This window comes from Porphyrobacter sp. HT-58-2, from assembly GCF_002952215.1.
Lineage (GTDB): Bacteria > Pseudomonadota > Alphaproteobacteria > Sphingomonadales > Sphingomonadaceae > Erythrobacter.
On sequence record NZ_CP022600.1, the window covers coordinates 3,130,580 to 3,153,664 of the forward strand.

Here is a 23,085-nt window from a genome sequence, read left to right on the forward strand (position 1 = left end):
GCGGGGATAAGCCGCGCCCTGATGGCTGATCCGAAAGGGGTATTCAAGCGGTTCCGTCGCCGGAAACGCGCCTGACGACGGGATTATTTGCTCCCGTCACGCTCCATCCGCTTGCGCTCCATCTTGCGGGCGCGGCGCACGGCAGCAGCCTTTTCACGGGCGCGCTTTTCCGACGGCTTTTCGTAGTGGCGACGCAGCTTCATTTCGCGATAAACGCCTTCGCGCTGCAGCTTCTTCTTGAGCGCGCGCAGGGCCTGATCGACATTGTTATCGCGAACCATGATTTGCATAAACGACGACTACCTCATTCTCGATACGCCAGAGCCTTGCATGATTCTGCGCAAGGGTGAGCGGTGAATTTCCAATGAAAAGCGGGCGATTCCCATGGGGAGCCGCCCTCCAAACCGCGCCCCGATAGTCCAACAGCGACAAAATGGCAAGCCGCCAGAGTGCATTCGCGCGCTCTTGCGCGGTTCGGCCAAGCTATGCAGAGCGCCAAGGCCTCGCTAAAGGCGTGGCATGGCCGGAGAACCAACCCCCCTTTTTGCAAGCCTGACCGTCGCCGCTGGCGGCGCGGCGGGATCGGTGCTGCGTTATCATGTCGGGCGCCTCGTCAGCGGCCTTGCAGGAGCAGGCAATGATTTTCCCTGGGGGACGCTGGCGGTGAACATCGCGGGCAGCCTCGCAATGGGCGTGCTGGTCGGCTGGCTGGCGCGTGGCAGCATCAGCCCGCAGACGGCAGAGCCCTGGCGGCTGCTGATCGGTGTCGGCCTGCTGGGCGGGTTCACCACCTTCAGCGCCTTTTCCGCCGAGATGGTGACCATGCTGCACCGCGGGCAGGCGGGGCTGGCAATCGGCTATGCCGCAGCGTCGCTGATCGCCGGGATGGCGGCCATGATCATCGGCCTTGTCGCCGCACAGAGTATGCAATGACCGACAAGAGCGACAATGTCCGCCAGTTCACCATCGGCGAGGATGATAACGGCATCCGTCTTGACCGCTGGTTCAAGCGCAATCTGCCGCAGGTCGGCTTTGCCACGGTCTCGCGCTGGGCGCGCACCGGGCAGATCCGGGTCGATGGCAAGCGCGCCAAGCCGGAAGATCGGCTGAGCGAAGGGCAGGTGCTGCGCGTTCCGCCGGGCGGCGAGGATGCTCCGGGCCGCAAGCCCGCTGCCCCGCGCGCCCTCCAACTGACGCCCGAACAGATCGCCGAGGCCAAGGACATGGTGATCCGCGAGACGCCGAGCGCGATCGTGCTCAACAAGCCCCCCGGCCTTGCCACACAGGGCGGCAGCAAGACCACCAAGCACGTTGACGGACTGCTCGATGCCTTTGTCGAGGACGAACGCACCCCGCGCCCGCGGCTCGTCCACCGGCTCGACAAGGATACCAGCGGCGTCCTGCTGATCGCCCGCACGCCGGGCAGCGCGGCGAGCTTCTCCAAGCGGTTCGCCAGCCGCTCCGCGCGCAAGGTCTATTGGGCGCTGGTGGTCGGCAAGCCGCAACTGTCCGAAGGCGTGATCGACGCAGCCCTTGCCAAGCAGCCCGGCACCGGCGGCGAGAAGATGCATATCGACGAGGAAGGTGGCGCCGCGGCCAAGACCCGTTACCGCGTGGTCGACAGCGCAGGGCAGCGCGCGGCGTGGGTGGAACTGGAACCGCTTACCGGCCGCACCCATCAGCTGCGCGTCCACATGGCGGCGATCGGCCACCCGATCGTGGGCGATGGTAAATATGGCGGGCAGGACGCCTTTCTGACCGGCGCGGTCAGCCGCAAGATGCACCTGCACGCCCGCCGCCTCATCATCAGCGAGCCCAAGGCGGGGGAAGGAAGCGGCGGCAAGCTCGACGTGACGGCAGAGCTCCCGCCCCATTTTGCCGCGAGCATGGAAGTGCTGGGCTTCGATCCGGCGCTCTCCGATGCTGCACCCTTGCGCGAGGAAACGCCGGAAAAGACGGCGGAGGAAAAGAAGCAGGCCGCCCGCCGCCACTTCAAGCAGGCACGCAAGGAAGAACGCGCGCCCCGCCGCGCACGCGGGGCCGCCAAGGCGCAGGCGAAGCCCAAGGCCAAGGCCAAGGCCAGAACGGCGGGCAAGGCTCCGGCCAAGCCCGGCAAGCCCCGGAAGCCCGGCCGCTGATGCACCCCAACCCGCTCTACCGGACCAACGACCGCGCCTTGTGCGAAAGCCTGATCGACGCAATCGGCTTCGGCTTGGTCTTCGCGACCACGCCTGACGGGCCGAGGGTGGCGCACACCCCGCTGCTTTCCACCACCGACGGGGCGGTGCAATTCCACCTCGCACGCGGCAATGCCCTGACGCGGCACCTTGCCGCCGGGGCCGATGCACTGATCGTGGTCAATGGCCCGGACGCCTATGTCTCCCCGCGCTGGTATACGAACCGCGACACGGTGCCGACGTGGGACTACATCGCGCTCGAACTCGAAGGCCGGGTGCGGAGCATGGCGGACGAGGGACTGGAGGCGTTTCTCCACGCCGCCATCGCCAAGCATGAAGGGCGGCTGGACGGTGCGCCATGGCGGGCGGAGGAATCCTCCGAAAAGGTCTGGTCCGGCCTGTTTCGGGGCATCGTCGGCTTCGAACTGGAAGTGCTGGCCTGGCGCCCCACGCTGAAGCTCTCGCAGAACAAGAGCGCGGAAGACCGCACCCGGATCGCGGACGGGCTCGAAGCCGCGGGGCATGCGGCGCTCGCGCACCTGGTGCGGGAGATTGCGGCATGACCCGCCTCGCGGTGTTCGATTGCGATGGCACGCTGGTCGACGGGCAGGCCGATGTCTGCTGGGCGATGGAGCGCGCCTTCACCCGCGCCGGATTGCCCGCGCCCGATAATCAGGCGGTCCGCCGGATTGTCGGTCTCAGCCTGCCCGCGGCCGTGCGCAGCCTCGCCCCGTCTCTGTCCGAGGCACAGAACGCCGCCGTCACCGAATTCTACCGCTCAAGCTTTCGCGCCCGGCGTGAAGAAGGCCTGCTGGACGAGCCGCTTTATGACGGCATCGCCGATCTTCTGCGGACGCTGCACGCGGACGGCTGGAGCCTTGCGGTCGCCACCGGCAAGTCGGACCGGGGCCTTGCCGCCTGCCTTGCGACGCATGGTATCGCCGATCTGTTCGTGTCGCTCCAGACCGCTGACCGCCACCCGTCCAAGCCCCATCCCGCGATGCTGGAAGCCGCGCTGTTCGAAGCAGGCGCAGACCGCCACGAGGCTGTGATGATCGGCGACACCAGCTTTGACATGGCGATGGCCCGCAGCATCGGCGTGGCAGCGATCGGGGTCGACTGGGGCTACCACGGCGCGCATGAACTGCTGGCCAGCGGCGCGGCCCGCGTGGTCGAAACCGCTTCCGCCCTTGCCGCTGCCCTTGAAGAGACCCTGCCATGAGCAAGTCCCCCCGTGAAATCGCCGAGACGCGCGCACGCAACCGCTTCATCGTCATCACCGCCGTGCGGTTCGGCGGGGTGGCGATGGTGATGCTTGGCTTTGCCATCGTGCGCGGCCTGATCGACCTGCCCTACCTCGCTGGTGTGGGTCTCGCCGTGTTGGGCTTTGTCGAGTTCTTCGTCATCCCCATCGTCATTTCGCGGGCGTGGAAGGCCGGAGACGAAAAGCGCCGATGATTCGCCGGTTCTACAAGGATGTGAACCTCGCCGAGGTGGCGGGCGGTTGGCAGGTGATGCTCGACGGGCGCGGGGTCAAGACCGTCGGCGGTGCAGCTCAACTTGCCCCCACACGCGCCCTTGGCGAGGCGCTGGCGGCGGAATGGGCGCGGCAGGGCGACAAGATCGACCCCGCCAGCCTCCCTTTGCGCGACATGGCCGATTACGCCATCGACATTGTTGCTGCCAATCCGGCCAGCGTGGCGCGCGGGCTGATCGCCTATGCCGAGACCGACACGCTCTGTTACCGCGCTGACCCTGACGAGCCGCTCCACGCCCGCCAGCAAGAGGTGTGGGAGCCGTTGCTGGCCGCTTTCGAGGCGGCGCATCGGATCACCCTGACGCGGGTCAGCGGGGTGCTGCACCGCCCGCAGCCGCCTGAAACGCTTGCGGCGCTCGAGGCGAAACTGCTTTCGCTTGATCCCTTCGCGCTGGCTGGGGTGGAAGCGATGACCAAGCTCGCCGCCTCGCTGGTGACGGCGCTTGCTGCTTTCGATGCCGTGCATGAGGATGAACCGCTGGCCCTGTGGCAGGCGGTGTGCCTGGAAGAGGAATGGCAGGCCGATCTGTGGGGCCGCGACTGGGAGGCGGAGGAACGCCGACGCGTGCGCGAAGCCGATTTCCTGCGCGCTTGCGCCTTTGCACGATTGGCGCGGAAGTAAGCTCTACCCGCCCGCCACCCAATCGGCGACATCCGCTGCCACCCGGTTCGCTGCCGCATTGAGCGCCGCGCCCACGGCGCTGGCCTGGGCCGGAACACCGGTCTCGCGGGCTTCGAAGCGGCGCGTGGTCACGGCGCCATCAGCCCCGATCCTGACCGCATCAAAACGCACCACGACTGCCGATCCGCGCGCCTCATAGCCCATGTCGATCAGCGTTCCGCGCAGGCTCATGGTGGCGAGTGCCGTGGTCTCGTCGCCATCGACCACCATCGCCTGCCCCCGCGCACGGATCGTCTCGCCCACCAGCCGGCGGAACAGGCGTGCGGGCTTCTCGACCCAGAATGCCTCTTGCAGATAGGCCAGCTCGGTATCGGTCACTGCCACTGGCACGCGCAACACATCAAGCTTGGCCGGCGTGTCGATATTGAGCACCGCAATCACCGGACGCGTGTCCGAGGGGGCGACGCCCGGCCCCGCCGATGCGCGCGCCGCGGGGCTGAGCGTGAGCAGGCTTTCGGGCGGCTTTCCACCAAGGCTGATGCAGCCCGGCAGGGCCAGCAGCAGCAGCGCAAGCGCGATCGGGGACGACCGGTGGCGGATATTCATGCGATCAGTCTCCCTTACTCAGGCTTGTAGTCTGGCAGCGCCTTGCCGCCCACCAATGCGCCCGCGCCTTCGCTTTCGAGCTTTTCGGTGATCGAGCGCAGCGCCCGGCTTGTGGCGCGCAGGTCTTCCAGCGTGGCCTCGGCATTGGGCAAGGTGCTGGTGCGCAGCTGGCGGGCGGCGGGTCGGGTATCTTCCAGCGTCGCCGACAGCGAGGCGAGCGCGGCATTGGCCGATCTGAGCGTCCCGCGCAGTTCTTCGGCCAGCGGCTCGCCCTGCTTGTTCACCAGATTGTCGGTCGTCAGCACCAGCTTTTCGACCGCATCAAGCGTCTGGTTGAACTCCTCCATGGTGGTGCGGAATTCCTTGAGATTCTGGGTGAGTTCGGGGCTGGCATCGGCAAGCCCGCCGGTCAGGCGGTTGGTGTTGCGCAGGATGCCGGCGATTTCCTCCTGATTTTCCGGGCCGAGAATGGTGTTCAATTGCTCGGTCAGGGTCGCCAGCCGTTCCAGCAGCAGCGGCGCGTTGGCGACGATCTCGCCAAAGCCGCCGCGCCCGGGCGGGATCACCGGGCGGCCTTCGGGGCAGGCGGTGGTCTCGCAGGTGATCGGCGGAGCGCCCTTGCGCGCGCCATCGAGCAGGATGGTGGACACCCCGGTAAAGCTTGCCTGGATGGTCGCCTGCGTGCCGACGAGGATCGGCACATCATCTTTTACCTTGATGCGCACGCGCACGAATTCGGGATTGCCCTTGGCCAGCGCAATATCGGTAACCTGCCCCACCGGCACACCGGCGAAACTCACCTGACTGCCATTGGCAAGGCCCGAGACCGACTGACCGTAGAAGATGTCGAATTCGTCCTGCGCGCCCTGCCCCAGCCGCGCGATCCAGACAATGAACATCGCCAGCGCGGCCAGCAGCGCAAGCGTGACCGCACCGACCCACAGATGATTGGCTCTGGTTTCCATGTGCGTTCCCTATGAAGCCCGGCGGGCCGCTATGTCCAACATTCTCTGGCTCATTCCACCCTCCGCATATGCGAGGCATGGGCCGCGCGGCCGCGAGGGCCGTTGAAGTATTCCTCGATCCACGGATGCCCTGTAGCGATCAATTCGGGGATCGTCCCGACCGCGATGATCTTCCTTTCCGCGATCACCGCCACCCTGTCGCAGATCTCGTAAAGCGTATCGAGGTCATGGGTGATGAGGAACACCGTCAGCCCCAGTGTTTCCTGAAGCTCGCGGGTCAGGCGGTCGAAATTGGCCGCACCGATCGGGTCGAGCCCGGCGGTCGGTTCATCGAGGAACAGCAGTTCGGGATCCAGCGCCAGCGCCCGCGCCAGCCCTGCGCGCTTCTTCATCCCGCCGGAAAGCTCGGACGGGTATTTCTGCACCGCGTCCTCGGGCAGGCCGGTCAGCATGACCTTGTACCGCGCGATCTCGGCCCGGAATTCGGGATCGAGCTGGGGGTGGTATTTCCTGATTGGCACCTCGACATTCTCGCCCACCGTAAGGGTCGAAAACAGCGCCCCGCCCTGAAACAGCACGCCCCAGCGCCGCCGCACGCCGATGCCCTGATCCAGATCGACTTCGGTGATGGTGCGCCCCAGCACGTCGATCCGGCCTGCGGCGGGCCGCTGCAGGCCGATGATCGAGCGCATCAGCACCGATTTGCCACTGCCCGATCCGCCCACCACGCCAAGGATTTCCCCGCGCCGCACGGTCAGATCCAGCCCGTCATGCACCGTGAAATCGCCGAAACGGTTCACCAGCCCCTCGATCACGATCGGGGGGGTATCGTCGTCCAGGTGCGCGTTGACCCGCATCAGCCCCAACCCACTTCGGTGAAGAACACCGCGAAGAACGCGTCGAGCACGATCACGGCAAAGATCGCCGAAACCACCGCCATCGTCGTGCGGCGGCCGACTTCCTCGGAATTGCCGCGCACCTGCAAACCGTGAAAGCATCCCGCCAGTGCCACGATCAACCCGAACACCGGCGCCTTGATCAGGCCGACCCACAGATCATGGGTCGGCACAACCTCCTGAATACGCAGCAGGAAGGTGAAGAACGGAATGCCGAGCGCAAGGTCGCCCACCACCGCCCCGCCGATGATCGCCACCAGCGAGGCATAGAAGCCCAGCAGGATCATCATGAAAGTCGCCGCCAGAATGCGCGGGATCACCAGCACCTCGATCGGCGAGATGCCGATCGTGCGCATCGCGTCAATCTCCTCGGTCAGCTTCATCGTGCCGAGCTGCGCGGCAAAGGCGCTGCCCGAACGGCCCGCGACCATGATCGCGGTCATCAGCACGCCCAGTTCGCGCAGGGTGATGCGCCCGACGAGGTTGACCGTCAGCGCCTCCGCCCCGAATTGTTCGAGCTGCACCGAGCCCTGCTGGGCAATGACGATGCCGATCAGGAAGCTCATGAGGCCGATGATCGGAAGCGCGGTGACGCCCACCAGCTCCATCTGGTGGACCAGCGCCTTCACCGGAAAACGGCGCGGGTTGCCGATCAGGCTGGCCACGCCGATCAGGATTTCGCCAAAGAAGGCGACCACCCGGTAGACCCCGCCGCGCGCGCCATACACCTTTTCGCCCACCGCTGCGGGAACGCGTTCCCATACCGGCAGACGGGCCGCGTGCGTATCACCGCCCTCCTCGATATTGCGCACTGCCTCCAGCAGGCGCTCGGCCGCGGGGCTTTTGCCGGTAATGTCGCAATCGTGCTGGCGGGCGAGGCGGCAGACCAGCCATGCCCCGACCGTGTCGATTTCCTCGACCGCGCCCAGATCGATGCTGCGCAGCGGCCCGGCCAGGTCGCGCAGGCCGCGTTCGAGCGGGCCGATCGCAGCCAGCGTCAGATGCCCCGACAGCACCAGCCGCGAGCCATGCGCGCCTTCGTCCTCCAGCGTGTATTCGGCGGCAACCTGCATCGCTGACAGGCTATGGGGCGATTTTTGCCCCCTCGCAAGGCTCTCGCGGCGAACGGCGCCTGCCATTGCCGTTCCTTTGCACATTGCATCGCAACATGGGTGCTGGCATGGCGCGGGCCATTATGACCGAGCAATTGCCCACCACTTTCGACCCCGCCGAAATCGAGGCGCGCTGGTATCAGCACTGGGAAGCAAACGGCCTGTTCCGGCCCGAGCGTCCTGACGCGGAAGCCTTCACCATCGTCAACCCGCCGCCCAACGTGACGGGCTCGCTCCACATCGGCCACGCGCTCGACAACACGCTGCAGGATGTGGTGATCCGCTATGAACGCCTGCGCGGCAAGGACGCGCTGTGGGTGGTCGGCACCGATCACGCGGGGATCGCGACGCAGATGGTGGTCGAACGCCAGATGGAAGCGCGGCAGGACAAGCGCACCAATTACACGCGCGAGGCCTTTGTCGAGAAGGTGTGGGAATGGAAGGCCGAAAGCGGCGGCACCATCACCAACCAGCTGCGCCGCCTGGGCTGCTCGATGGACTGGAGCCGCGAGCAGTTCACCATGGACCCGCACTTTACCAAGGCGGTGATCAAGACCTTCGTCGATCTCTACAACGATGGCCTCATCTACCGCGACAAGCGGCTAGTGAACTGGGACCCCAAGCTCAAAACCGCGATTTCCGATCTGGAAGTCGAAACCCAGACCATCGCGGGCAGCTTCTGGCACTTCAAATATCCGCTGGCCGATGGCGCGCGGCTGGATGACGGGCGCGACTATCTGGAGGTCGCCACCACCCGCCCCGAAACCATGCTGGCCGACATGGCCGTGGCGGTGAACCCGGCGGACGAACGCTACGCCAGCGTCGTGGGCAAGCACGTGATCCTGCCGCTCACCGGTCGCCGCATTCCGGTGATCGCCGACGAGCACGCCGATCCCGAACTGGGGAGCGGCTGCGTCAAGATCACGCCGGGCCATGATTTCAACGACTTCGAGGTGGGCAAGCGCGCGGGAATCGCAGCGGGCGAGATGCTCAACATGCTCGACCCGCAAGCGAACGTCTGCCAGACGGCGGACGGGCTGGTGCCGGAGGAATTCCTCGGCCTGCATCGCTTCCGCCGCGACGGCGTGGATGGTGCGCGCGAGCTGGTTGTCCAGCGCATGAAGGAGCAGGGCTTCCTCATCCCGCACATCACCAAGAACAAGGACGGCGAGGAAGTGGCGCACGACGCCGAACCCCGCCAGATCGCCACCCCCTTCGGCGACCGCGGCGGCGTGGTGATCGAGCCGTGGCTGACCGACCAGTGGTATGTGAACGCCGCGGAACTCGCGAAGAAGCCGATCGAGGCCGTGCGCTCGGGCGACATCCAGATCGTGCCCAAGACGTGGGAGAAAACCTTCTTCAACTGGATGGAGAACATCCAGCCGTGGTGCGTCTCGCGCCAATTGTGGTGGGGGCACCGGATTCCGGCGTGGTTTGCCGATGACGGCCGCTGCTTCGTCGCCGAAACGGCCGAAGCGGCGCAGGCCATGGCGGGCGAGGACGTCGCTCTGACCCAGGACGAGGACGTCCTCGACACGTGGTTCTCATCCGCCCTGTGGCCCTTCGCCACGCTGGGCTGGCCTGACGCCCAATCGCCGTTCGCCCCGAGCGAAGTCGAGAGGCAAGAGAACGGTGTCTCGACTTCGCTCGACACGAACGGGAGTTTGCTCGAAAAGCACTTCCCCAACAGCCTGCTCATCTCCGGCTTCGACATCCTGTTCTTCTGGGATGCGCGGATGATGATGATGGGCTTCTACAACATGGGGCAAAAGCCCTGGGACAGGCTCTATCTCCACGGCCTCGTGCGCGCCGCCGATGGCGCGAAGATGTCGAAGTCCAAAGGCAATGTGGTCGATCCGCTGGGCCTCATCGACCAGTATGGCGCGGACGCGCTCCGCTTCTTCATGGCGGCGATGGAGAGCCAGGGCCGCGACATCAAGATGGACGAGAAGCGGGTCGAGGGATACCGCAACTTCGCCACCAAGCTGTGGAACGCGGCGCGCTTCTGCCAGTCGAACGGGATCGGGGCATCGGCGGGGTGAAGGCACCCCCTGCCCGCCTCGCCGCCAACCAGTGGATCATCGGCGAGGTTCAGCAATGCGTCGCCGAGATCGACAAGGCGATGGCCGATCTGCGTTTCGACGCGGCGGCCAATGCGATCTACCAGTTCACGTGGAGCAAGTTCTGCGACTGGTATCTGGAGCTGATCAAGCCGGTCTTCGCTGGTGACGCCGACAGCCCGCCCGCCGTCGAGACCCGTGCCGTCGCCGGATGGGCGCTCGACCAGATCCTCGTCATGCTCCACCCCTTCATGCCCTTCATCACCGAGGAGCTGTGGCACAAGCTGGGGCAGCGCGATTACGAGCTGATCGTGGCGCAGTGGCCCAAGCCCGAAGCGGAAGTCTCCAAGGAAGCGACCGACGCGATCGATTGGGTGATCGATCTCACCACCAACACACGCTCGGCCAAGAACGAGCTCGGCATTGCGCCGGGCGCCAAGCTGGCGGCATGGCTGGCGAACCCCTCGGACGTGGCGGCGCGCACCATCGAGCGCAGCAGTGCCGCCATCGAGCGTCTCGCACGCCTCACCCCCGTGCATCTGGGCGAAGCCCCCGCTGGCCCGGCGATGCAGGTGACCGCGGGCGAGGATGTGTTCATCATCCCGCTCGAAGGGATCGTCGACATCGCGGCGGAAAAGGCCCGGTTGGAAAAGGCGCTGACGGCCTCGCAGAAGGAAGCCAAATCGCTGGAAGGCCGCCTGTCGAACCCCGCCTTCGCCGAAAAGGCCAAGCCCGAAGCGGTCGAAAAGGCCCGCGCCGATCTCGCCCACCACACGGGCGAGGTCGAACGCCTGACGGCGGCACTGGCTCGGCTGGGGTAAATTCGGACCAAGGCCGCAGATAACCGGCGAAGCGTCCGTTTTCGGGAAGCTTCGGGCAAGGCAGCTATGTCTGATGATGGGTGGATTTCTGCCTTCATGAAGGTGGCGTCCAACGATGCAACTGACCTATGCCCTCAAGCTGCACAGTGGATCCGCCGGAACGTGCCGCAGCCAACCTCTGAATCTTGGCAGATTTGTATATTATCTCATGAAATCAATCTGTTCATCTATAAGCAATCTGGCTTTGCTATCGCATTGCATACGGCACTCTGAGAGCAACATCGTTGGACAAGCGGAAAGGGTGCCGATCAGGATTCAGCCTGCGTTGGAGCTTTCTATGTTTCGCCTGAATCGAACTCTATTGCCCGTCTTGACACTCTACATACTGACTGCGTGCGCAAGCCAAGGCCCTCGTCCGATCGAACAGGTCAACATCCAGTCCCCCCTCGCAAACAACCAACTGACACAGGGCAACGTCCAAATGAATCTGCGGGTCGGCGAGACCCGCAAGTCCGACGTGCTTGACGTTTTCGGTGCACCCAACGTGACTACACGTGATGGTTCAGGCGTCGAGGTGTGGTCCTATCAACGCTACGCCCGGGTTGCCCAAAGCGGAACCCGAGGCAATGCTTGGACAGTGCTGCTGGGCGGATCGGCGTCCGATCAGGCTGCCTTTTCGGAAACCATGCGGACCATGACGCTCATCATTCGATTTGACGAAAACGATGTTGTTTCTGATTTCAGGAGCCGAGCCAGTGAATTCTAGAAGGCTTTGCCAGCGGGCATCGGCGGCTTTGGCCCTAGGGGTGCTCTTGTCCTCGTGCACCACAACCGATGGCGTAGCCGCGGTCAGCCAGATGGCGGTACCCTTGGAATTGCAGGCCATTCAGGCGCGCGAATTCAACGTCCCGCGCGATCTTGCGTTCAAGTCCGTCATGTCGGTGTTGCAGGATCTGGGTTACATCCTGCAAAGCGCCGACCTGCCGAGCGGATTCATTTCGGCGGTCAGCCCATCGGTCGATACAACGCCTTTGGCAGAAAGATTGATTATCGGCAGCGAGTCCTATTCGGAAGTCGCAGTCACGGCGAGTTTTCTGCCCATGCCCAACGGGTCGACCAAGGTGCGGCTCAATTTCGTCGAACGCCGCGCAAGACTGGGGCTCATGGGAAAAAGCCGTGATGATCGCCCGGTGATCGATCCTGAAGTTTATCAGGTAGCTTGGGAAAAAGTCGACGAGACATTGTTCATGCTTACAGCAACGAACGACCTTTCGCGTCCAGTGAAGCCGGGGACAACGGAGGCCGAGCCAACAAGCTGATCGTCAGTGCAAGGTGACCGGATTGCGATCAGTCGCAGGGCGCTAACCGTTTTTCCGGGATTGAGACATTGGAGCCGCCTGCCGCGCGTAGGATTTTCTGTCTACCAATGCAGATCGGTACCATCCATGAATTGAAGTGCGCACTAGACAATGGCAGCAACGGGGTCGGTTTCTGACCGGCAGCTTTTTTCCCGGTACGCAGCAATGCGGTCGTTGCGTGTTCCGGCTGTGGCTCGCAAATTTCCTACCGGCCCTTTTCGTGCCATAGGGCGGGGATGAACCGCAGCGCCGCCCCCAAAACAAGCCCCCTCTCCCCTGTCCGTCAAGCGGGGCTAATCCTGCATAACCATCTGCAAGAAAACATTTTTTTGCGAAAGGCCGCGCTTGACAGGGTGTCAAGTTTGTCAAGCTGCGGCGGGGTGGCCCGATGAACCTCGTCCTCGCCACCGACGACACCGGCGGGCCGGAGATTTTCGCGTCCTTGCAAGGCGAGGGGCCGAGCATGGGCGTGCCGGTGGCCTTTGTGCGCCTCAGCCGCTGCAATCTTGCCTGCATGTGGTGCGACACCGCCTACACCTGGCGGTTCGAGGGCGACAACCGCCCGCACCGCGATGGCATAGCCTTTGATCGCAAGGCCAATCAGGTGACGCTCTCCCCCGCCGAAGCCGCCGCGCGGATCGCGGCGCTGGGTCAGAAGCGCCTTGTCATCACCGGAGGCGAGCCTTTGCTTCAGGCCGCAGGCCTTGCCGAAATGCTGGCACACCTGCCGGACATGGCGGTGGAGATCGAGACCAACGGCACTGTCGCTCCGCCTGCGCGGCTCGATATCCGGGTCGATCAGTACAATGTCAGCCCCAAGCTCGCCCATAGCGGCAACCCGGCCGATCTGGCGCTGATCCCCGAACGGCTCGACGCATGGGCCACCGAGCCGCGCGCCTTCCTGAAATTCGTGGTGGCGTCGCCGGAGGATGTGGACGAGGTGCAGGCGCTCCACCGTCGCTACCGCTTCCGCCCCGAGCAGGTGTTCCTGATGGCGGAAGGAACCGACAGCACCAGCTTGCGCGCGCGGCAGGCGTGGCTCAGCGCGCTATGCCTCAAGCACGGCTTCCGCATGAGCGACCGGATGCACATCCACCTTTACGGGGATACCAGAAGCACGTGATTTGTTTTGCGCCCGCCCCTCCGGACGAGCGTCCTCGGTGCGGTTTCGCGCTACGCGCGAGCACCTGCGGGCGGCCGGTCGGCCTTGCGGACCCTATGGGTCCGAACCAGAGCGAGAAGGAGACCTTACCCCTTAACCCTGACTTCTCCAGCGCATCACCACGCGCTCGACCAGTTCTTCCTCGCCGCCGTCCTTGCTCCACAGATCGACGAAGCTCGGGTCTTCCGAAGCCGGGCGCTTGTGTTCTTCGAGGTTGTCGAAGTTGACGCGGATCGGGATCGCCACGCCCTCGCCGCAGATGATGCATTCGCGGTTGCGCAGCGCGGGGATCGAATCGAGGAACCCGCGCGCGCCTTCGGGCATGGCGGCTTTCACGAAGGCCTGGTCGCGGTCATTGTTGAGACGCATCGAGATGATCGTGCCGCACTGCGACAGCACACCTTCGGCAAGGTCGGACGGACGCTGGGTAATGAGGCCCAGCGAAATCCCGTATTTCCGGCCTTCCTTGGCGATGCGGCTGAGGATCTTTCCAACCGACGAGCCATCGGCGTTCTTTTCGTTGGGGACGTAGCGGTGGGCTTCCTCACACACCAGCAGCACCGGACGAGTCTTCTCCTCGCGGCCCCAGATGGCGAAGTCGAAAACGAGACGGCTCAGTACGGCTACCACGGTCGAGGTGATGTCGGACGGCACGCCCGACACATCGATGATCGAGATCGGCTTGCCATTGCCCGGCATCCGGAAAATCTTGCTGATGAAATCGGCCATCGTGTCGCCCACCAGCATGCCTGAGAACATGAACTGATAGCGCGGATCGGCCTTGATCTCGTCAAGCTTGCCCTTGATGCGCATGAACGGCGCGGAGGAGGTTGCCTTGTCGAGCTTGCCCATCTCGTCCTGCAGGATGTTGCTGAAGTCCGACAGCAGATAGGGGATCGGCGAATCGACCGTGATCTTGCCCATCGTCTGCGCCAGCCGGTTCTTCTGCCGCGCGCCGAGCAGACACTTGGCGAGAATGTCGGCATCGACCTGGCGTTCGTTCCCGCTGCTGGTGAGCAGCACTTCGCAGTGTTCCTCGAAGTTCATCAGCCAGTAGGGCATCTGCAGGTTGGACACGTCGAGGATCTGCCCCGTCGTGCGGAACGCGGCGGAATATTCGCCGTGGGGGTCGATCATCACGATGTGCCCCTTGGGCGCGGCCTCGCAGATGCGGTGCAGGATCAGCGCGGCGCTGGTCGACTTGCCGGTGCCGGTCGAACCGAGCAAAGCAAAGTGCTTGCCCAGCATGGCGTCGATATAGAGCCCTGCGCGAATGTCCTTGGTGGGAAACACCTTGCCGATGGTGATACTGGCGCGGCCATCGCTAGCGTAGATCTGTTCCAGATCGCGGGTGGTGGCGGGATAGATCATGGCGCCGGGGATCGGATAGCGCGTGACGCCGCGCTTGAAGCCGTGAATGCGGCCCGTCAGCTTTTCCTCGCTGCCTTCGCCGAGAAAGTCGATATTGGCGATGATACCGCCTTCGGTGCGGCGGTCCTTGCGCTGGTCGCGTACGTTGGCAAGCAGCCAGGCATCGCCGACCCGGATCTTGATCTGGCTACCCACCTGCCCCGCCATCGCGATCGAGGGATCGGCATCCGCCATGCATTCATTGATGCGCTGCAGATCGAGCGCGATCTGCGAACCGGAGCCGGAAATCTCCAGCACCACACCGATCGGCAGGCGCGCATTGTTCTGCCCGCTGGTAGCGTAAGCCGCGGCGACCTCTTCCTCGCCAGCCGGGTTGGGGCCGGTGAAACGTTCGAAATCCTGCTTGCCGTGATCAGTCATCTGCGCCCTTCCCTGCGCGCCAGCGCGGTATCGCGGATGGAATAGGGTCAGTTCGGTTAAGAACGGGTCAACGATGCAGGACGCAGCCCGGATCAGGGGCGGGCGAACAGCCGTCCAGCCATCCAGCCCATCGCCAGCGACAGCGCAATCGCGCCCAGACCGTAGAAAAACGACCAGCGCTGGGCAGCGGATACGACCTGCCCCTCCAGCCCGGCCTTGACCACCTCGATCCGCGCCGTTGCGCTCGCCAGCACGCGCCCACGCGCAATCGCGAAGGTTTCGGCGGTGTAGCGGCCCGTGGTGACGTTGGACGGCAAGTCGATCCGGGCCTGATAGAGCACCTTTTCGGCGATCCGCACCCCGCCCGAATTTTCCTGATACAGCCCCTGCCGCCGCCGCAGAGCGACCAGCCCCTGCGCGAAGCGGGCCTGTTCCTCCGGCTCGATCTGGCCCGAGGGCGAAAGCTGGATGAAGTCGGTGCCAAGCTCATAGATCGCCGCCGTGCGTTCGTCGACGATGTCGCGCACGGGGCGCGATGACGCGACCGCGAAGAAGGCCGGGGCGGAGCGGAAGTCACTCGACCCGGCATTGGCCCAGATGCCCGCAATGCGCTCCTTTTCGCGGATGCGCACCGCCTCGGTCGGCCCCTTGAGCACCACGACGATGTCGTAATCCTCGCCCCGCGCGCCGGTACCACGCGGATCGATCACCGCGCCGTAAAGCAGCAACCGGGCGCCGGTGAAGCCCTGGCGCACTTCGATCCGCGACTGGCTGACGGCCGGCACCAGCAGCGGCTCCCGCTGCGCCAGCGCCGGCGCCGCAACCAGCGCCCCCCCGGCGACAAGCAGGCCGAGGCCCAGCCGGGCGAAACTCAAAGCGGCACCACGGTGTAGATCTCGTCAGGCTGCACGCCGAGGCCGTAGAGCATCCTCAGCGCGATCAGCAGCACCAGCGCGGCGAGCGCGAGGCGCAGATATTCGGGCTTGGCCTTCAGTGCGATCTGCGTCCCGAACTGCGCGCCGAGCACCGATCCCAGCAGCAGCAGCGCGGCCAGCACCAGATCGACCGCCTTGGTCGTCAGCGCATGGGTCATGGTGGTGACCATGGTCACGAACAGGATCTGGAACAGCGAGGTGCCGACCACGACATTGCCGCTCATGCCGAGGATATAGAGCATCGCAGGCACCAGCAGGAACCCGCCGCCCACCCCCATCAGCATCGTCAGAATGCCGACCAGCATCCCAAGGATCGCCGGGGCCAGCGGAGAAATATACAGGCCCGAGGCATAGAACCGCCAGCGATAGGGCAGCGATGCCACGAGCGGGTGATGACGGCGCTTCCTGACCGGCGCGCCTGCCTTGCCGAGCAGGCCGGGGCGCAGCGTGCTGATCGCCTCGCGCATCATCAGCGACCCGATCGAGCCGAGCATCAGCACATAGAGGATATTGATGACGACATCGATCTGCCCCAGCGATTGCAGCGCGCTGAACAGCGCCGCTCCGATCAGCGCGCCGATCACCCCGCCACCGACCATCACCGCGCCCATGCGGTAATCGACCCCCTTGCGGCGCGAATGGGCAAGCACGCCCGATACGCTCGCACCCGTGACCTGGGTTGCCGCCGAGGCTGCCGCCACCGTCGGGGGGATGCCGTAAAAGATCAGCAGCGGTGTCGTCAGGAAGCCGCCGCCCACGCCGAACAGGCCCGAAAGAATGCCCGTCAGCCCGCCCAGCAGCACGATATAGAGGCCGTTGACCGAGAGATTCGCGATGGGCAGGTAGACGTCCATGGCCAAGGGACTAGCCGAGGCTGCGGGGGGATAAAAGCCGCGCCGGATACTTGTTCTACGATCGCGCTTGGGTCAGCCTCGAAATCAAAACCGGGTCGACAGGGTCGCTGCCAGCCCCGATCCCGGAGAGGCATCGCCCGCGACGCGCTCGCGCCAGTCGACACTGAGGCGGGCCGGCACCTCGCCGAGGCGCAGATCAAGCCGCATCGTCGGCCCGATGTCGAACCGCTGGGCATCCTCCTGCGCCCCGCCCCAGGCACCTGCGCCGATGCTGAGACGCGGGCCTGTTCCATCGCGCGCCGTGAGACCCGGCACGTCTCTGGTCAGGGCGGCCTGACCGTCGGCAAACGCAGTCGCGCCCGACCCGCCGACCCAGCCCGCCTGACCATAGACCTCAAACCGGGTGCGAAACGGAAGCTCCACCACGGGCAGTTCCGTCATCGCGAAAGCCGCCGGACGCACGATATTGTCAAAAGCCGCATCGGTGTAGCGAACCTCGGCCGAGACGCGCACCGGCACCTTGGCCAGCGGCCGTGCCGAAGCGCCCAGCGCCAGTTCGCGCTCGCCCCTGCGCACCAGCGCCTGATAGGCGCGGGCATAGAGCCGGGGGTCGCGGTGTGCATCGGGCGCGAGGCGGTATTGCAGCACCGCACCCGCCTGGCTCGCGCCATAGATCGGCACCCGCCCCTGCGAAACCGGCGCAGCATCGGAACCCTGCCTCCCGAACACCCAGCCATCAAGCGACCAGCGATCCGCCCCAGGCTTCCCCGATCGGGGACCGGGGAGAAAGGGTGGTTGCGTGGCGGTCTGCCCGGTGGCGGCAAACATCGGCTGGGTGCCTGCCGCATCTCCCCAACCGGCTATTCCGGCTACAGGCGTGGCCCCGGCCTCGTAGGCGGCGTAAAGCAGGTAGCGGTGCCCGGCTGCGATCCGGGGATCCATTCCCCCGCTGCCGAGGACGCTGCCTTCGCCAGCGCCGGTGCGGGGCGCGCGGACAAGAGCAAAGCGCATCGGCGCACCTTCACCAGCGAGACCACGAAGGTCAGGCGCAGCGCCAAGACCGGCGCCTTTCTCAGCCAGCGCAGGAAGTCCCGCCAGCAAAGCCTCAAGCGGTGCCGCGCCCGGCGTGGCCGCCAATTGCAGGCCAGCGGGCAGATCAAGCGTGGCGAAAGGGCTCTCCCACCAGATCGCGCGGCCCGCACCCCATGCCGTCAACAGCATCACCAGCACCACCAACGGCCCGCCACGCGGCCGCACCATCATCGGCCGCGCCGTCACCGATGCGCCGCCCGCAGTGTGGAAATGATCTGGGCAGGGTGATGATCATGTTCGGTCTTGTCCCACACCGCCGCACGTCCTGCGAGGGCGGCGATATAGGTGGTCACAGCGCGGCGTCCGGCGATGATCGCAATTACATTGGCAAGCGGCACCCGCAGCACCGCCAAGAGCCCTTCGCCAAGACCATATTCGCGGGCGGTGAAGGCAAAGCGCATCACGATCCGCCACGCGAAAGCGGCGGCATTGGCGATCAGCACTGCCCTGAGCAGCGGGGTGAGCGGGGCAGGTTCCGCCATGCCGGTCACCACCGCAAGGCCCATGGCTCCGGTCAGCAGCACCAGCGCATAGCCCGCCAGCAATACCAGCGCCGTCAGCGGCCCACGACGGTCGCGCGCACGCATCCAGCATTCGGTCACGCCTCTGGTCCAGCCAACCCGATCCCAGCCGAACAGTGCAATGCCCAGCACCCAGCGGCTCTTCTGGCGCACCACGGTTTCGAACCGGTGGGGGAAAAAGGCGCGGGTGGCGATCAACCGCCCATCCTCGCCGCGCGCCCGGATAAAGCGGCACCGCCCGCCATCCGCGGCGATGCCGAGGCCGAGTTCGTAATCTTCGGTGAGCGAATCCTCCGCAAAAGGCAGGCCGTCTGCACGGCGCGCCGCCAGGCGTCCAAGCGCCTCACGCGAGGCGGCGCAGCCCACCCCCGCCCCCGGCAGGCCCACACCCAAGGCGTCGCGCACCACCATCGCCTTGCCATGCGCCTCGGCGAATTCCTCGCAGTAATGGCTGCCGATCTGGCGCGCGAGCCAGCCGCTGTGACGCACAACCAGCGGTTCGACGGGCAACTGCACGAAATCGGCGCCTTGCTCGATCGCCTCATCCAGCAGGCCCAAAGCACCGGGATCGACCATGTCCTCGGCATCGTGAAACACCGTGAAGGCAAAGCGCCGCCCCGCACGTTCCTCGTCGATCGTCATCGCGGCATAGAGGCGGTTGAGACAATCGGCCTTGGTGGTTGGCCCGTCATGGTCGAGGATCACGAGCCGTAGCCGGGGATCGCCCTGGGCCGCAGCCACGCCTGCGTCCAGGGTTGCAGGGTCATTGCGATAGCAGCCGACATAAAGCCGCAGCATCGGCTGAGGCCAGGTGTCGAGCAGGTGACGGATGGTCTGCCCGATCACCGCCGATTCCTGCCATGCGGGGATCAGCACCGCGACCGGACCCGACAGGCTGCGATGCTGAAGCAGCGACCGGCGGCGCTTGCCGGTCACGGCCTGACCTCGCGCCTTCAGCCACAACCACGCAGCGTCCACCGCCAGGTCGTCAAGCGCGCCGATGAGAAAAAACACCCCGGCAAACAGCAGGAGTTCATATTGCAGCAGGGCGAGCCACTGCCACAGATCGTATTGCACGATGGACAAGGCGACCCCTCCCCCAGTAAGTCGCCGATTTACATTGTCTTTACGTTCCTTGCAACCGCATGGGGTTGTTTTGTCGGTTTAAATGGCGTCCATTCTGGCCGGGCAGTAAAGCATCGCCGCTTCACCAGTTGCCGATGTTTTCCATGCTGACCCATGGCTCGGCCGGTTCGAGATGCCCCTCCTGCAGGAGTTCGACCGAAATCCCGTCCGGCGATTTGACGAAGGCCATATGTCCATCGCGCGGGGGGCGGTGGATGATGTGGCCGGCATCCATCAGGCGCTGGCAGGTCTCGTAGATGTTCTCGACCCGGTAGGCGAGGTGGCCGAAATTCCGCCCGCCGTCATAGGCTTCGGGCGCGCTCCCGTCTTCCGGCGGCCAGTTGTAGGTCAGTTCGACCTCGGCGATTCCCGCCTGCCCGGGCGCGGCGAGGAAAATGAGCGTAAAGCGCCCCGCCTCGACATCGAAACGACGCACTTCCTCCAGCCCGATCAGCTTGAAGAACGCCACCGTCGCGTCCGGATCGGTGACGCGGATCATCGAGTGGAGATATTTCACCATGGCTCATTCCATTCAAAAACGGTTCATCGACAGTGATGCACAACTCGTCGCACCAACTCGAACAGGGGAACAATGCGATGAGCGGCGATGATGTGCAACCGGCGAATGCAGCAGTTGGCGACTGGCGTGAGCCTGCCACCCTTCGCTGGTTCGGCACGGCGGGGATCCTTGCAATCGGGCTGATCGCGGGCGGCTATCTGCTGGGCGACGGACTGCTGCGCGCCAAGGACGCCGAGCGCGCCGTCACCGTGCGCGGGCTTGCCGAGCGCGATGTCACGGCCGATCTAGCCACGTGGACGATTTCCTATTCGGCATCCTCGACCAGCCTTGCCGAAGCGCAGGACAAGGTGCGTCGCGACACGCAGGCGATCGAGACCTTTTTCAAGGATCTGGGCTTTCCCGCACAGGCGCTCCAGCCGACCGGCGCCAATGTCTCAAGCTACACCAACGAAGGGATCACGACCTACACCGTGCGTCAGCGACTGGCCCTGCGCAGCGAGGACATCGCCCGCGCCCAGAAGGCCGTAGCGCGGCAGTTCGATCTGGTCGGGCGCGGGGTGTTTCTGGAGGAAGGTTCCGGCATGGCCTACACCTTCACCAAACTGAACGACATCAAGCCCGAAATGGTGGCCGAGGCGACCAAGGACGCGCGCGCTTCGGCGCAGCAATTCGCCGAGGATTCCGGTTCCAGCGTCGGCAAGATCCGCGAGGCGACACAAGGCTATTTCACCATCGAGGCACGCGACGGCGAGGCGGGCGGCTGGGGAATGTCGGACAGCCCCTACAAAAAGGTGCGGGTCGTCACCACGGTCAGCTTCGCGCTCGATTGACCGGGGGCAGGGGAAGGCCAGGCCTGCCCCTGCCGCACGGATCAGAAGGTCGCGCTCAAGGTTGCCACGACCGCGCTGCTGGTCGGGTTGAAGTTGCCGGTCGCCACATCTGCCTCAGCATCGACATAGGCCACGCTGGCGGTCAACGGGCCGACCAGCGGCATGCTGGCCCCGATCGACCAGTCCCAGCTCTTGCTGTCGGCCTCGAACGAAAGCGAACCGTCGGTATAGCCGAGATGCCCGGTGATCGTGACCGGGGTATCGGGAATGCCGACCCCGATATCGCTGTAAAGATAAAGATTGTCACGCGTCAGCCCGCCAAAGTCGAGACCATCCTGCTTGGGATCATAATTGACCCCGACAGTCGTCGCCGCCGGGCCGAGCGTGAACGCAAGGTTGGCAAAAACCTCGTAGTAATCGAAGTCTCCAGCAGGCGCATCGGGATAGGTATAGGCGATGAAACCCACGTCAGCTGTCAGCCCCTCACTTACCTGGCCGGTCCAGCCACCGTAGAGATCAAGTTCGATGCTGCCATATCCGACCATGTCATTATCCAGTGTCGAAGCCCAGGTGCCGGCATAGAGGCCCGATGTATGGGCGACATCGAAGCCGCCCTGAATGGCAATCTCGCTGCCGGACAGGTTGACCCCGCGAAAACGGTATTGTGTGGCAAGCGCCACATTGCCGGTGAAGGTAAAGGCTGAGCCGGATTCATCCTCGGCAATATTGCTGGCCGAACCGGATATCGGCGCAACGCTGCGCAGCTGCGACACGGATGCCAGCGTGACGCCGGAGGCCGGAGCCTCGTGTGTAGCGGGGACAAGGCTATAACTGACGGGTAACCGCCCTGCATCACCTGGTGTGGTGACGGCTGCGGGCACCTGTTCAGCCAGCACTGGAACAGTCGAAGCAAAGCAATAAGCAATGAGTGCGGCGGAGAGACCGCGAGTGGTGATCGACATGACAGCGTCCTACTCGATTGGAGTGCTGTCCCGCCTGCGAATTCGACCGCCGATGTTCTGTGACCGGCCTCGCTCGAATCTGTATCTGCAAATATTACTAGTCTTGCATATACAAGCCGAAAGATTGTCGGCTGCTGCCCGGATTTGGGCGCAAATTCGCCACCCTCTGGCACGATACCCGCGGACTTGCTTGCGATCAGACGATGCGGGAGTTAATTGGCGCGCCCCGGCTGGGGTGGACAGGCCCATGCCTGTGTGATGCCCGCGACAGTGGATGAGCAGGATCTCCAATCAAGCGATGTTCGAACGAATCCGCGCCTTTTTCAGCCCCCCGCCTCCGCCGCGCCTGCCGACGGTGCCGGATGGCAGGCGCTATTATGCGATTGGTGACATTCATGGGCGGCTTGACCTGTTCGACGCGCTGATCGCGGCGATCGAAGCTGAAATCGCTGCCGCACCGGGCCTCGACCACCGCATCATCCTGCTCGGCGACCTCGTCGATCGCGGGCCGGACAGCGCGGGTGTGATTGCGCGCACGAAAGCCTGGCAACAGACCCGCAAAGTGCGCGTGCTGGCCGGCAATCACGAAGAGATGTTCCTCGCCGCCTTCGAAAAGCCCGAGGCTTTGCGCCACTTCCTCAAGCATGGCGGGCGCGAGACGCTGCTGAGCTATGGCCTCTCCACCAAGCAGCTGGCGACGCTCGATCTGGAGGCGATCTTCGCGCGCCTGCCCAAGCTCGTCACACAGGCGACCCGCGATTACATCGCCGGGTTCGAAACCATGATCCGCGCGGGCGACTATGTCTTCGTCCATGCCGGAATCGACCCCTCATGTCCGCTGTCCGAACAGAAGCGCAGCGACCTCCTGTGGATCCGCGAGCGTTTTCTCAGTCACGAAGGCCCACTGGAGAAGGTGGTGGTCCACGGTCACACCATCTTCCAGCGCGTGATGGATTGCGGCAACCGGATTGGCATTGACACTGGCGCTTTCCGTTCGGGTGTGCTTACAGCGCTCGTGCTCGAGGGCGACCAGCGGCGCATCCTGCAAGCCCGCGCAAATGACGGGCGACCGGCGGAAGTCTTCCACGGTGACAGGGCGTAACACGGGTCGCACGTCGCAGCGCCAACCGACGTGGACT

Annotated in this window: 23 protein-coding genes and 1 pseudogene; 12 read left to right on the forward strand and 12 right to left on the reverse strand. The window is 64.8% G+C overall.

All coding sequences use genetic code 11. From position 1 onward, the window contains the following. Positions 1-83: 83 nt before the first annotated feature. Positions 84-290 carry a 30S ribosomal protein S21 gene (gene rpsU, locus CHX26_RS14790; protein ID WP_017664771.1) on the reverse strand — a complete coding sequence of 69 codons (207 nt, stop codon included), beginning with the start codon at positions 288-290 and terminating at the stop codon, positions 84-86. Positions 291-519: 229 nt separating this feature from the next. Between rpsU and crcB the strand changes: the two genes are divergently transcribed. The 6 genes from crcB to CHX26_RS14820 are packed head-to-tail and all read left to right on the forward strand — an operon-like array spanning position 520 to position 4,336. Next, the gene (crcB, locus tag CHX26_RS14795) at positions 520-933 is read left to right on the forward strand and encodes a fluoride efflux transporter CrcB (RefSeq protein ID WP_104943034.1); all 414 of its coding nucleotides are present in this window, start codon (positions 520-522) and stop codon (positions 931-933) included. Continuing rightward, positions 930-2,138 carry an RluA family pseudouridine synthase gene (locus CHX26_RS14800; RefSeq protein WP_104943035.1) on the forward strand — a complete coding sequence of 403 codons (1,209 nt, stop codon included), beginning with the start codon at positions 930-932 and terminating at the stop codon, positions 2,136-2,138. Before crcB ends, CHX26_RS14800 begins: the two co-directional genes overlap by 4 nt. Continuing rightward, positions 2,138-2,740, forward strand: coding sequence for an FMN-binding negative transcriptional regulator (locus CHX26_RS14805; protein WP_104943036.1), 603 nt, complete (start codon positions 2,138-2,140; stop codon positions 2,738-2,740). Before CHX26_RS14800 ends, CHX26_RS14805 begins: the two co-directional genes overlap by 1 nt. Further along, entirely contained in the window at positions 2,737-3,399 is a 663-nt protein-coding gene (locus tag CHX26_RS14810) for an HAD-IA family hydrolase (protein WP_104943037.1), read from the forward strand. The genes CHX26_RS14805 and CHX26_RS14810 overlap by 4 nt, the downstream gene beginning before the upstream one ends. Next, positions 3,396-3,635 carry a hypothetical protein gene (locus CHX26_RS14815; RefSeq protein ID WP_104943038.1) on the forward strand — a complete coding sequence of 80 codons (240 nt, stop codon included), beginning with the start codon at positions 3,396-3,398 and terminating at the stop codon, positions 3,633-3,635. Before CHX26_RS14810 ends, CHX26_RS14815 begins: the two co-directional genes overlap by 4 nt. After that, positions 3,632-4,336 carry an ATP12 family chaperone protein gene (locus CHX26_RS14820; protein WP_442956912.1) on the forward strand — a complete coding sequence of 235 codons (705 nt, stop codon included), beginning with the start codon at positions 3,632-3,634 and terminating at the stop codon, positions 4,334-4,336. The genes CHX26_RS14815 and CHX26_RS14820 overlap by 4 nt, the downstream gene beginning before the upstream one ends. Before the next feature lie 3 nt (positions 4,337-4,339). On the opposite strand, the gene CHX26_RS14825 is transcribed toward CHX26_RS14820, so the two are convergent. Genes CHX26_RS14825 through CHX26_RS14840 form a run of 4 tightly spaced genes read right to left on the reverse strand, consistent with a single transcriptional unit; the run spans position 4,340 to position 7,876 of the window. Continuing rightward, positions 4,340-4,942, reverse strand: coding sequence for an ABC-type transport auxiliary lipoprotein family protein (locus tag CHX26_RS14825; RefSeq protein ID WP_104943039.1), 603 nt, complete (start codon positions 4,940-4,942; stop codon positions 4,340-4,342). A 14-nt stretch (positions 4,943-4,956) separates the two neighbouring features. After that, positions 4,957-5,907, reverse strand: coding sequence for an MlaD family protein (locus CHX26_RS14830; RefSeq protein ID WP_104943040.1), 951 nt, complete (start codon positions 5,905-5,907; stop codon positions 4,957-4,959). A 50-nt stretch (positions 5,908-5,957) separates the two neighbouring features. Continuing rightward, complete coding sequence (locus tag CHX26_RS14835; protein WP_104943041.1) at positions 5,958-6,764, reverse strand: ABC transporter ATP-binding protein; 807 nt, start codon at positions 6,762-6,764, stop codon at positions 5,958-5,960. After that, complete coding sequence (locus CHX26_RS14840) at positions 6,764-7,876, reverse strand: ABC transporter permease (RefSeq protein ID WP_104943042.1); 1,113 nt, start codon at positions 7,874-7,876, stop codon at positions 6,764-6,766. Before CHX26_RS14840 ends, CHX26_RS14835 begins: the two co-directional genes overlap by 1 nt. Before the next feature lie 122 nt (positions 7,877-7,998). Here CHX26_RS14840 and CHX26_RS14845 point away from each other — a divergent pair. The 4 genes and pseudogenes from CHX26_RS14845 to CHX26_RS14860 all read left to right on the forward strand — a co-directional run bounded on the left by CHX26_RS14845 (position 7,999) and on the right by CHX26_RS14860 (position 13,277). Beyond that, positions 7,999-10,796 (forward strand): annotated as a pseudogene (locus tag CHX26_RS14845) (valine--tRNA ligase). Between the two features lie 115 nt (positions 10,797-10,911). Further along, on the forward strand, positions 10,912-11,562 hold the full coding sequence (locus tag CHX26_RS15765) for a hypothetical protein (RefSeq protein WP_146107751.1): 651 nt from the start codon (positions 10,912-10,914) through the stop codon (positions 11,560-11,562). Positions 11,563-11,665: 103 nt separating this feature from the next. After that, a complete protein-coding gene (locus CHX26_RS14855; protein WP_146107752.1) occupies positions 11,666-12,115 on the forward strand; it encodes a hypothetical protein in 450 nt (149 codons plus the stop codon). Positions 12,116-12,542: 427 nt separating this feature from the next. Next, positions 12,543-13,277 (forward strand): 7-carboxy-7-deazaguanine synthase QueE, encoded by a 735-nt coding sequence (locus CHX26_RS14860; protein WP_104943045.1) that lies wholly within the window; start codon positions 12,543-12,545, stop codon positions 13,275-13,277. 132 nt (positions 13,278-13,409) lie between these two features. On the opposite strand, the gene CHX26_RS14865 is transcribed toward CHX26_RS14860, so the two are convergent. The 6 genes from CHX26_RS14865 to CHX26_RS14890 form a co-directional block, all read right to left on the reverse strand. Next, complete coding sequence (locus CHX26_RS14865; RefSeq protein WP_104943046.1) at positions 13,410-15,107, reverse strand: ATP-binding protein; 1,698 nt, start codon at positions 15,105-15,107, stop codon at positions 13,410-13,412. Between the two features lie 92 nt (positions 15,108-15,199). After that, positions 15,200-15,916 carry a TIGR02186 family protein gene (locus CHX26_RS14870; RefSeq protein ID WP_104943474.1) on the reverse strand — a complete coding sequence of 239 codons (717 nt, stop codon included), beginning with the start codon at positions 15,914-15,916 and terminating at the stop codon, positions 15,200-15,202. A gap of 62 nt (positions 15,917-15,978) precedes the next feature. Next, a complete protein-coding gene (locus CHX26_RS14875; protein WP_104943047.1) occupies positions 15,979-16,896 on the reverse strand; it encodes a sulfite exporter TauE/SafE family protein in 918 nt (305 codons plus the stop codon). An 84-nt stretch (positions 16,897-16,980) separates the two neighbouring features. Further along, positions 16,981-18,159 (reverse strand): hypothetical protein, encoded by a 1,179-nt coding sequence (locus CHX26_RS14880; protein WP_146107753.1) that lies wholly within the window; start codon positions 18,157-18,159, stop codon positions 16,981-16,983. Positions 18,160-18,170: 11 nt separating this feature from the next. Further along, the gene (locus CHX26_RS14885; protein WP_335682326.1) at positions 18,171-19,586 is read right to left on the reverse strand and encodes a glycosyl transferase family protein; all 1,416 of its coding nucleotides are present in this window, start codon (positions 19,584-19,586) and stop codon (positions 18,171-18,173) included. A 130-nt stretch (positions 19,587-19,716) separates the two neighbouring features. After that, positions 19,717-20,154 (reverse strand): VOC family protein, encoded by a 438-nt coding sequence (locus CHX26_RS14890; RefSeq protein WP_104943050.1) that lies wholly within the window; start codon positions 20,152-20,154, stop codon positions 19,717-19,719. 77 nt (positions 20,155-20,231) lie between these two features. Between CHX26_RS14890 and CHX26_RS14895 the strand changes: the two genes are divergently transcribed. Further along, complete coding sequence (locus CHX26_RS14895) at positions 20,232-20,984, forward strand: SIMPL domain-containing protein (protein WP_104943475.1); 753 nt, start codon at positions 20,232-20,234, stop codon at positions 20,982-20,984. 41 nt (positions 20,985-21,025) lie between these two features. Here the strand turns inward: CHX26_RS14895 and CHX26_RS14900 are convergent, their stop codons facing one another. Then, complete coding sequence (locus CHX26_RS14900; protein WP_104943051.1) at positions 21,026-21,946, reverse strand: TorF family putative porin; 921 nt, start codon at positions 21,944-21,946, stop codon at positions 21,026-21,028. 298 nt (positions 21,947-22,244) lie between these two features. Here CHX26_RS14900 and CHX26_RS14905 point away from each other — a divergent pair, with 298 nt between their 5' ends. Beyond that, positions 22,245-23,048 (forward strand): metallophosphoesterase, encoded by an 804-nt coding sequence (locus CHX26_RS14905; RefSeq protein ID WP_104943476.1) that lies wholly within the window; start codon positions 22,245-22,247, stop codon positions 23,046-23,048. The last annotated feature ends 37 nt before the right edge of the window (positions 23,049-23,085 follow it).

What these genes read in the sequence shown, in the direction of transcription:
- rpsU (WP_017664771.1), bottom strand. Translation starts at nt 290, where the DNA reads ATGCAAATCATGGTTCGCGATAACAATGTCGATCAGGCCCTGCGCGCG.
- crcB (WP_104943034.1), top strand. Translation starts at nt 520, where the DNA reads ATGGCCGGAGAACCAACCCCCCTTTTTGCAAGCCTGACCGTCGCCGCT.
- CHX26_RS14800 (WP_104943035.1), top strand. Translation starts at nt 930, where the DNA reads ATGACCGACAAGAGCGACAATGTCCGCCAGTTCACCATCGGCGAGGAT.
- CHX26_RS14805 (WP_104943036.1), top strand. Translation starts at nt 2,138, where the DNA reads ATGCACCCCAACCCGCTCTACCGGACCAACGACCGCGCCTTGTGCGAA.
- CHX26_RS14810 (WP_104943037.1), top strand. Translation starts at nt 2,737, where the DNA reads ATGACCCGCCTCGCGGTGTTCGATTGCGATGGCACGCTGGTCGACGGG.
- CHX26_RS14815 (WP_104943038.1), top strand. Translation starts at nt 3,396, where the DNA reads ATGAGCAAGTCCCCCCGTGAAATCGCCGAGACGCGCGCACGCAACCGC.
- CHX26_RS14820 (WP_442956912.1), top strand. Translation starts at nt 3,632, where the DNA reads ATGATTCGCCGGTTCTACAAGGATGTGAACCTCGCCGAGGTGGCGGGC.
- CHX26_RS14825 (WP_104943039.1), bottom strand. Translation starts at nt 4,942, where the DNA reads ATGAATATCCGCCACCGGTCGTCCCCGATCGCGCTTGCGCTGCTGCTG.
- CHX26_RS14830 (WP_104943040.1), bottom strand. Translation starts at nt 5,907, where the DNA reads ATGGAAACCAGAGCCAATCATCTGTGGGTCGGTGCGGTCACGCTTGCG.
- CHX26_RS14835 (WP_104943041.1), bottom strand. Translation starts at nt 6,764, where the DNA reads ATGCGGGTCAACGCGCACCTGGACGACGATACCCCCCCGATCGTGATC.
- CHX26_RS14840 (WP_104943042.1), bottom strand. Translation starts at nt 7,876, where the DNA reads ATGCAGGTTGCCGCCGAATACACGCTGGAGGACGAAGGCGCGCATGGC.
- CHX26_RS15765 (WP_146107751.1), top strand. Translation starts at nt 10,912, where the DNA reads ATGCAACTGACCTATGCCCTCAAGCTGCACAGTGGATCCGCCGGAACG.
- CHX26_RS14860 (WP_104943045.1), top strand. Translation starts at nt 12,543, where the DNA reads ATGAACCTCGTCCTCGCCACCGACGACACCGGCGGGCCGGAGATTTTC.
- CHX26_RS14865 (WP_104943046.1), bottom strand. Translation starts at nt 15,107, where the DNA reads ATGACTGATCACGGCAAGCAGGATTTCGAACGTTTCACCGGCCCCAAC.
- CHX26_RS14875 (WP_104943047.1), bottom strand. Translation starts at nt 16,896, where the DNA reads ATGGACGTCTACCTGCCCATCGCGAATCTCTCGGTCAACGGCCTCTAT.
- CHX26_RS14880 (WP_146107753.1), bottom strand. Translation starts at nt 18,159, where the DNA reads ATGATGGTGCGGCCGCGTGGCGGGCCGTTGGTGGTGCTGGTGATGCTG.
- CHX26_RS14890 (WP_104943050.1), bottom strand. Translation starts at nt 20,154, where the DNA reads ATGGTGAAATATCTCCACTCGATGATCCGCGTCACCGATCCGGACGCG.
- CHX26_RS14895 (WP_104943475.1), top strand. Translation starts at nt 20,232, where the DNA reads ATGAGCGGCGATGATGTGCAACCGGCGAATGCAGCAGTTGGCGACTGG.
- CHX26_RS14900 (WP_104943051.1), bottom strand. Translation starts at nt 21,946, where the DNA reads ATGTCGATCACCACTCGCGGTCTCTCCGCCGCACTCATTGCTTATTGC.
- CHX26_RS14905 (WP_104943476.1), top strand. Translation starts at nt 22,245, where the DNA reads ATGTTCGAACGAATCCGCGCCTTTTTCAGCCCCCCGCCTCCGCCGCGC.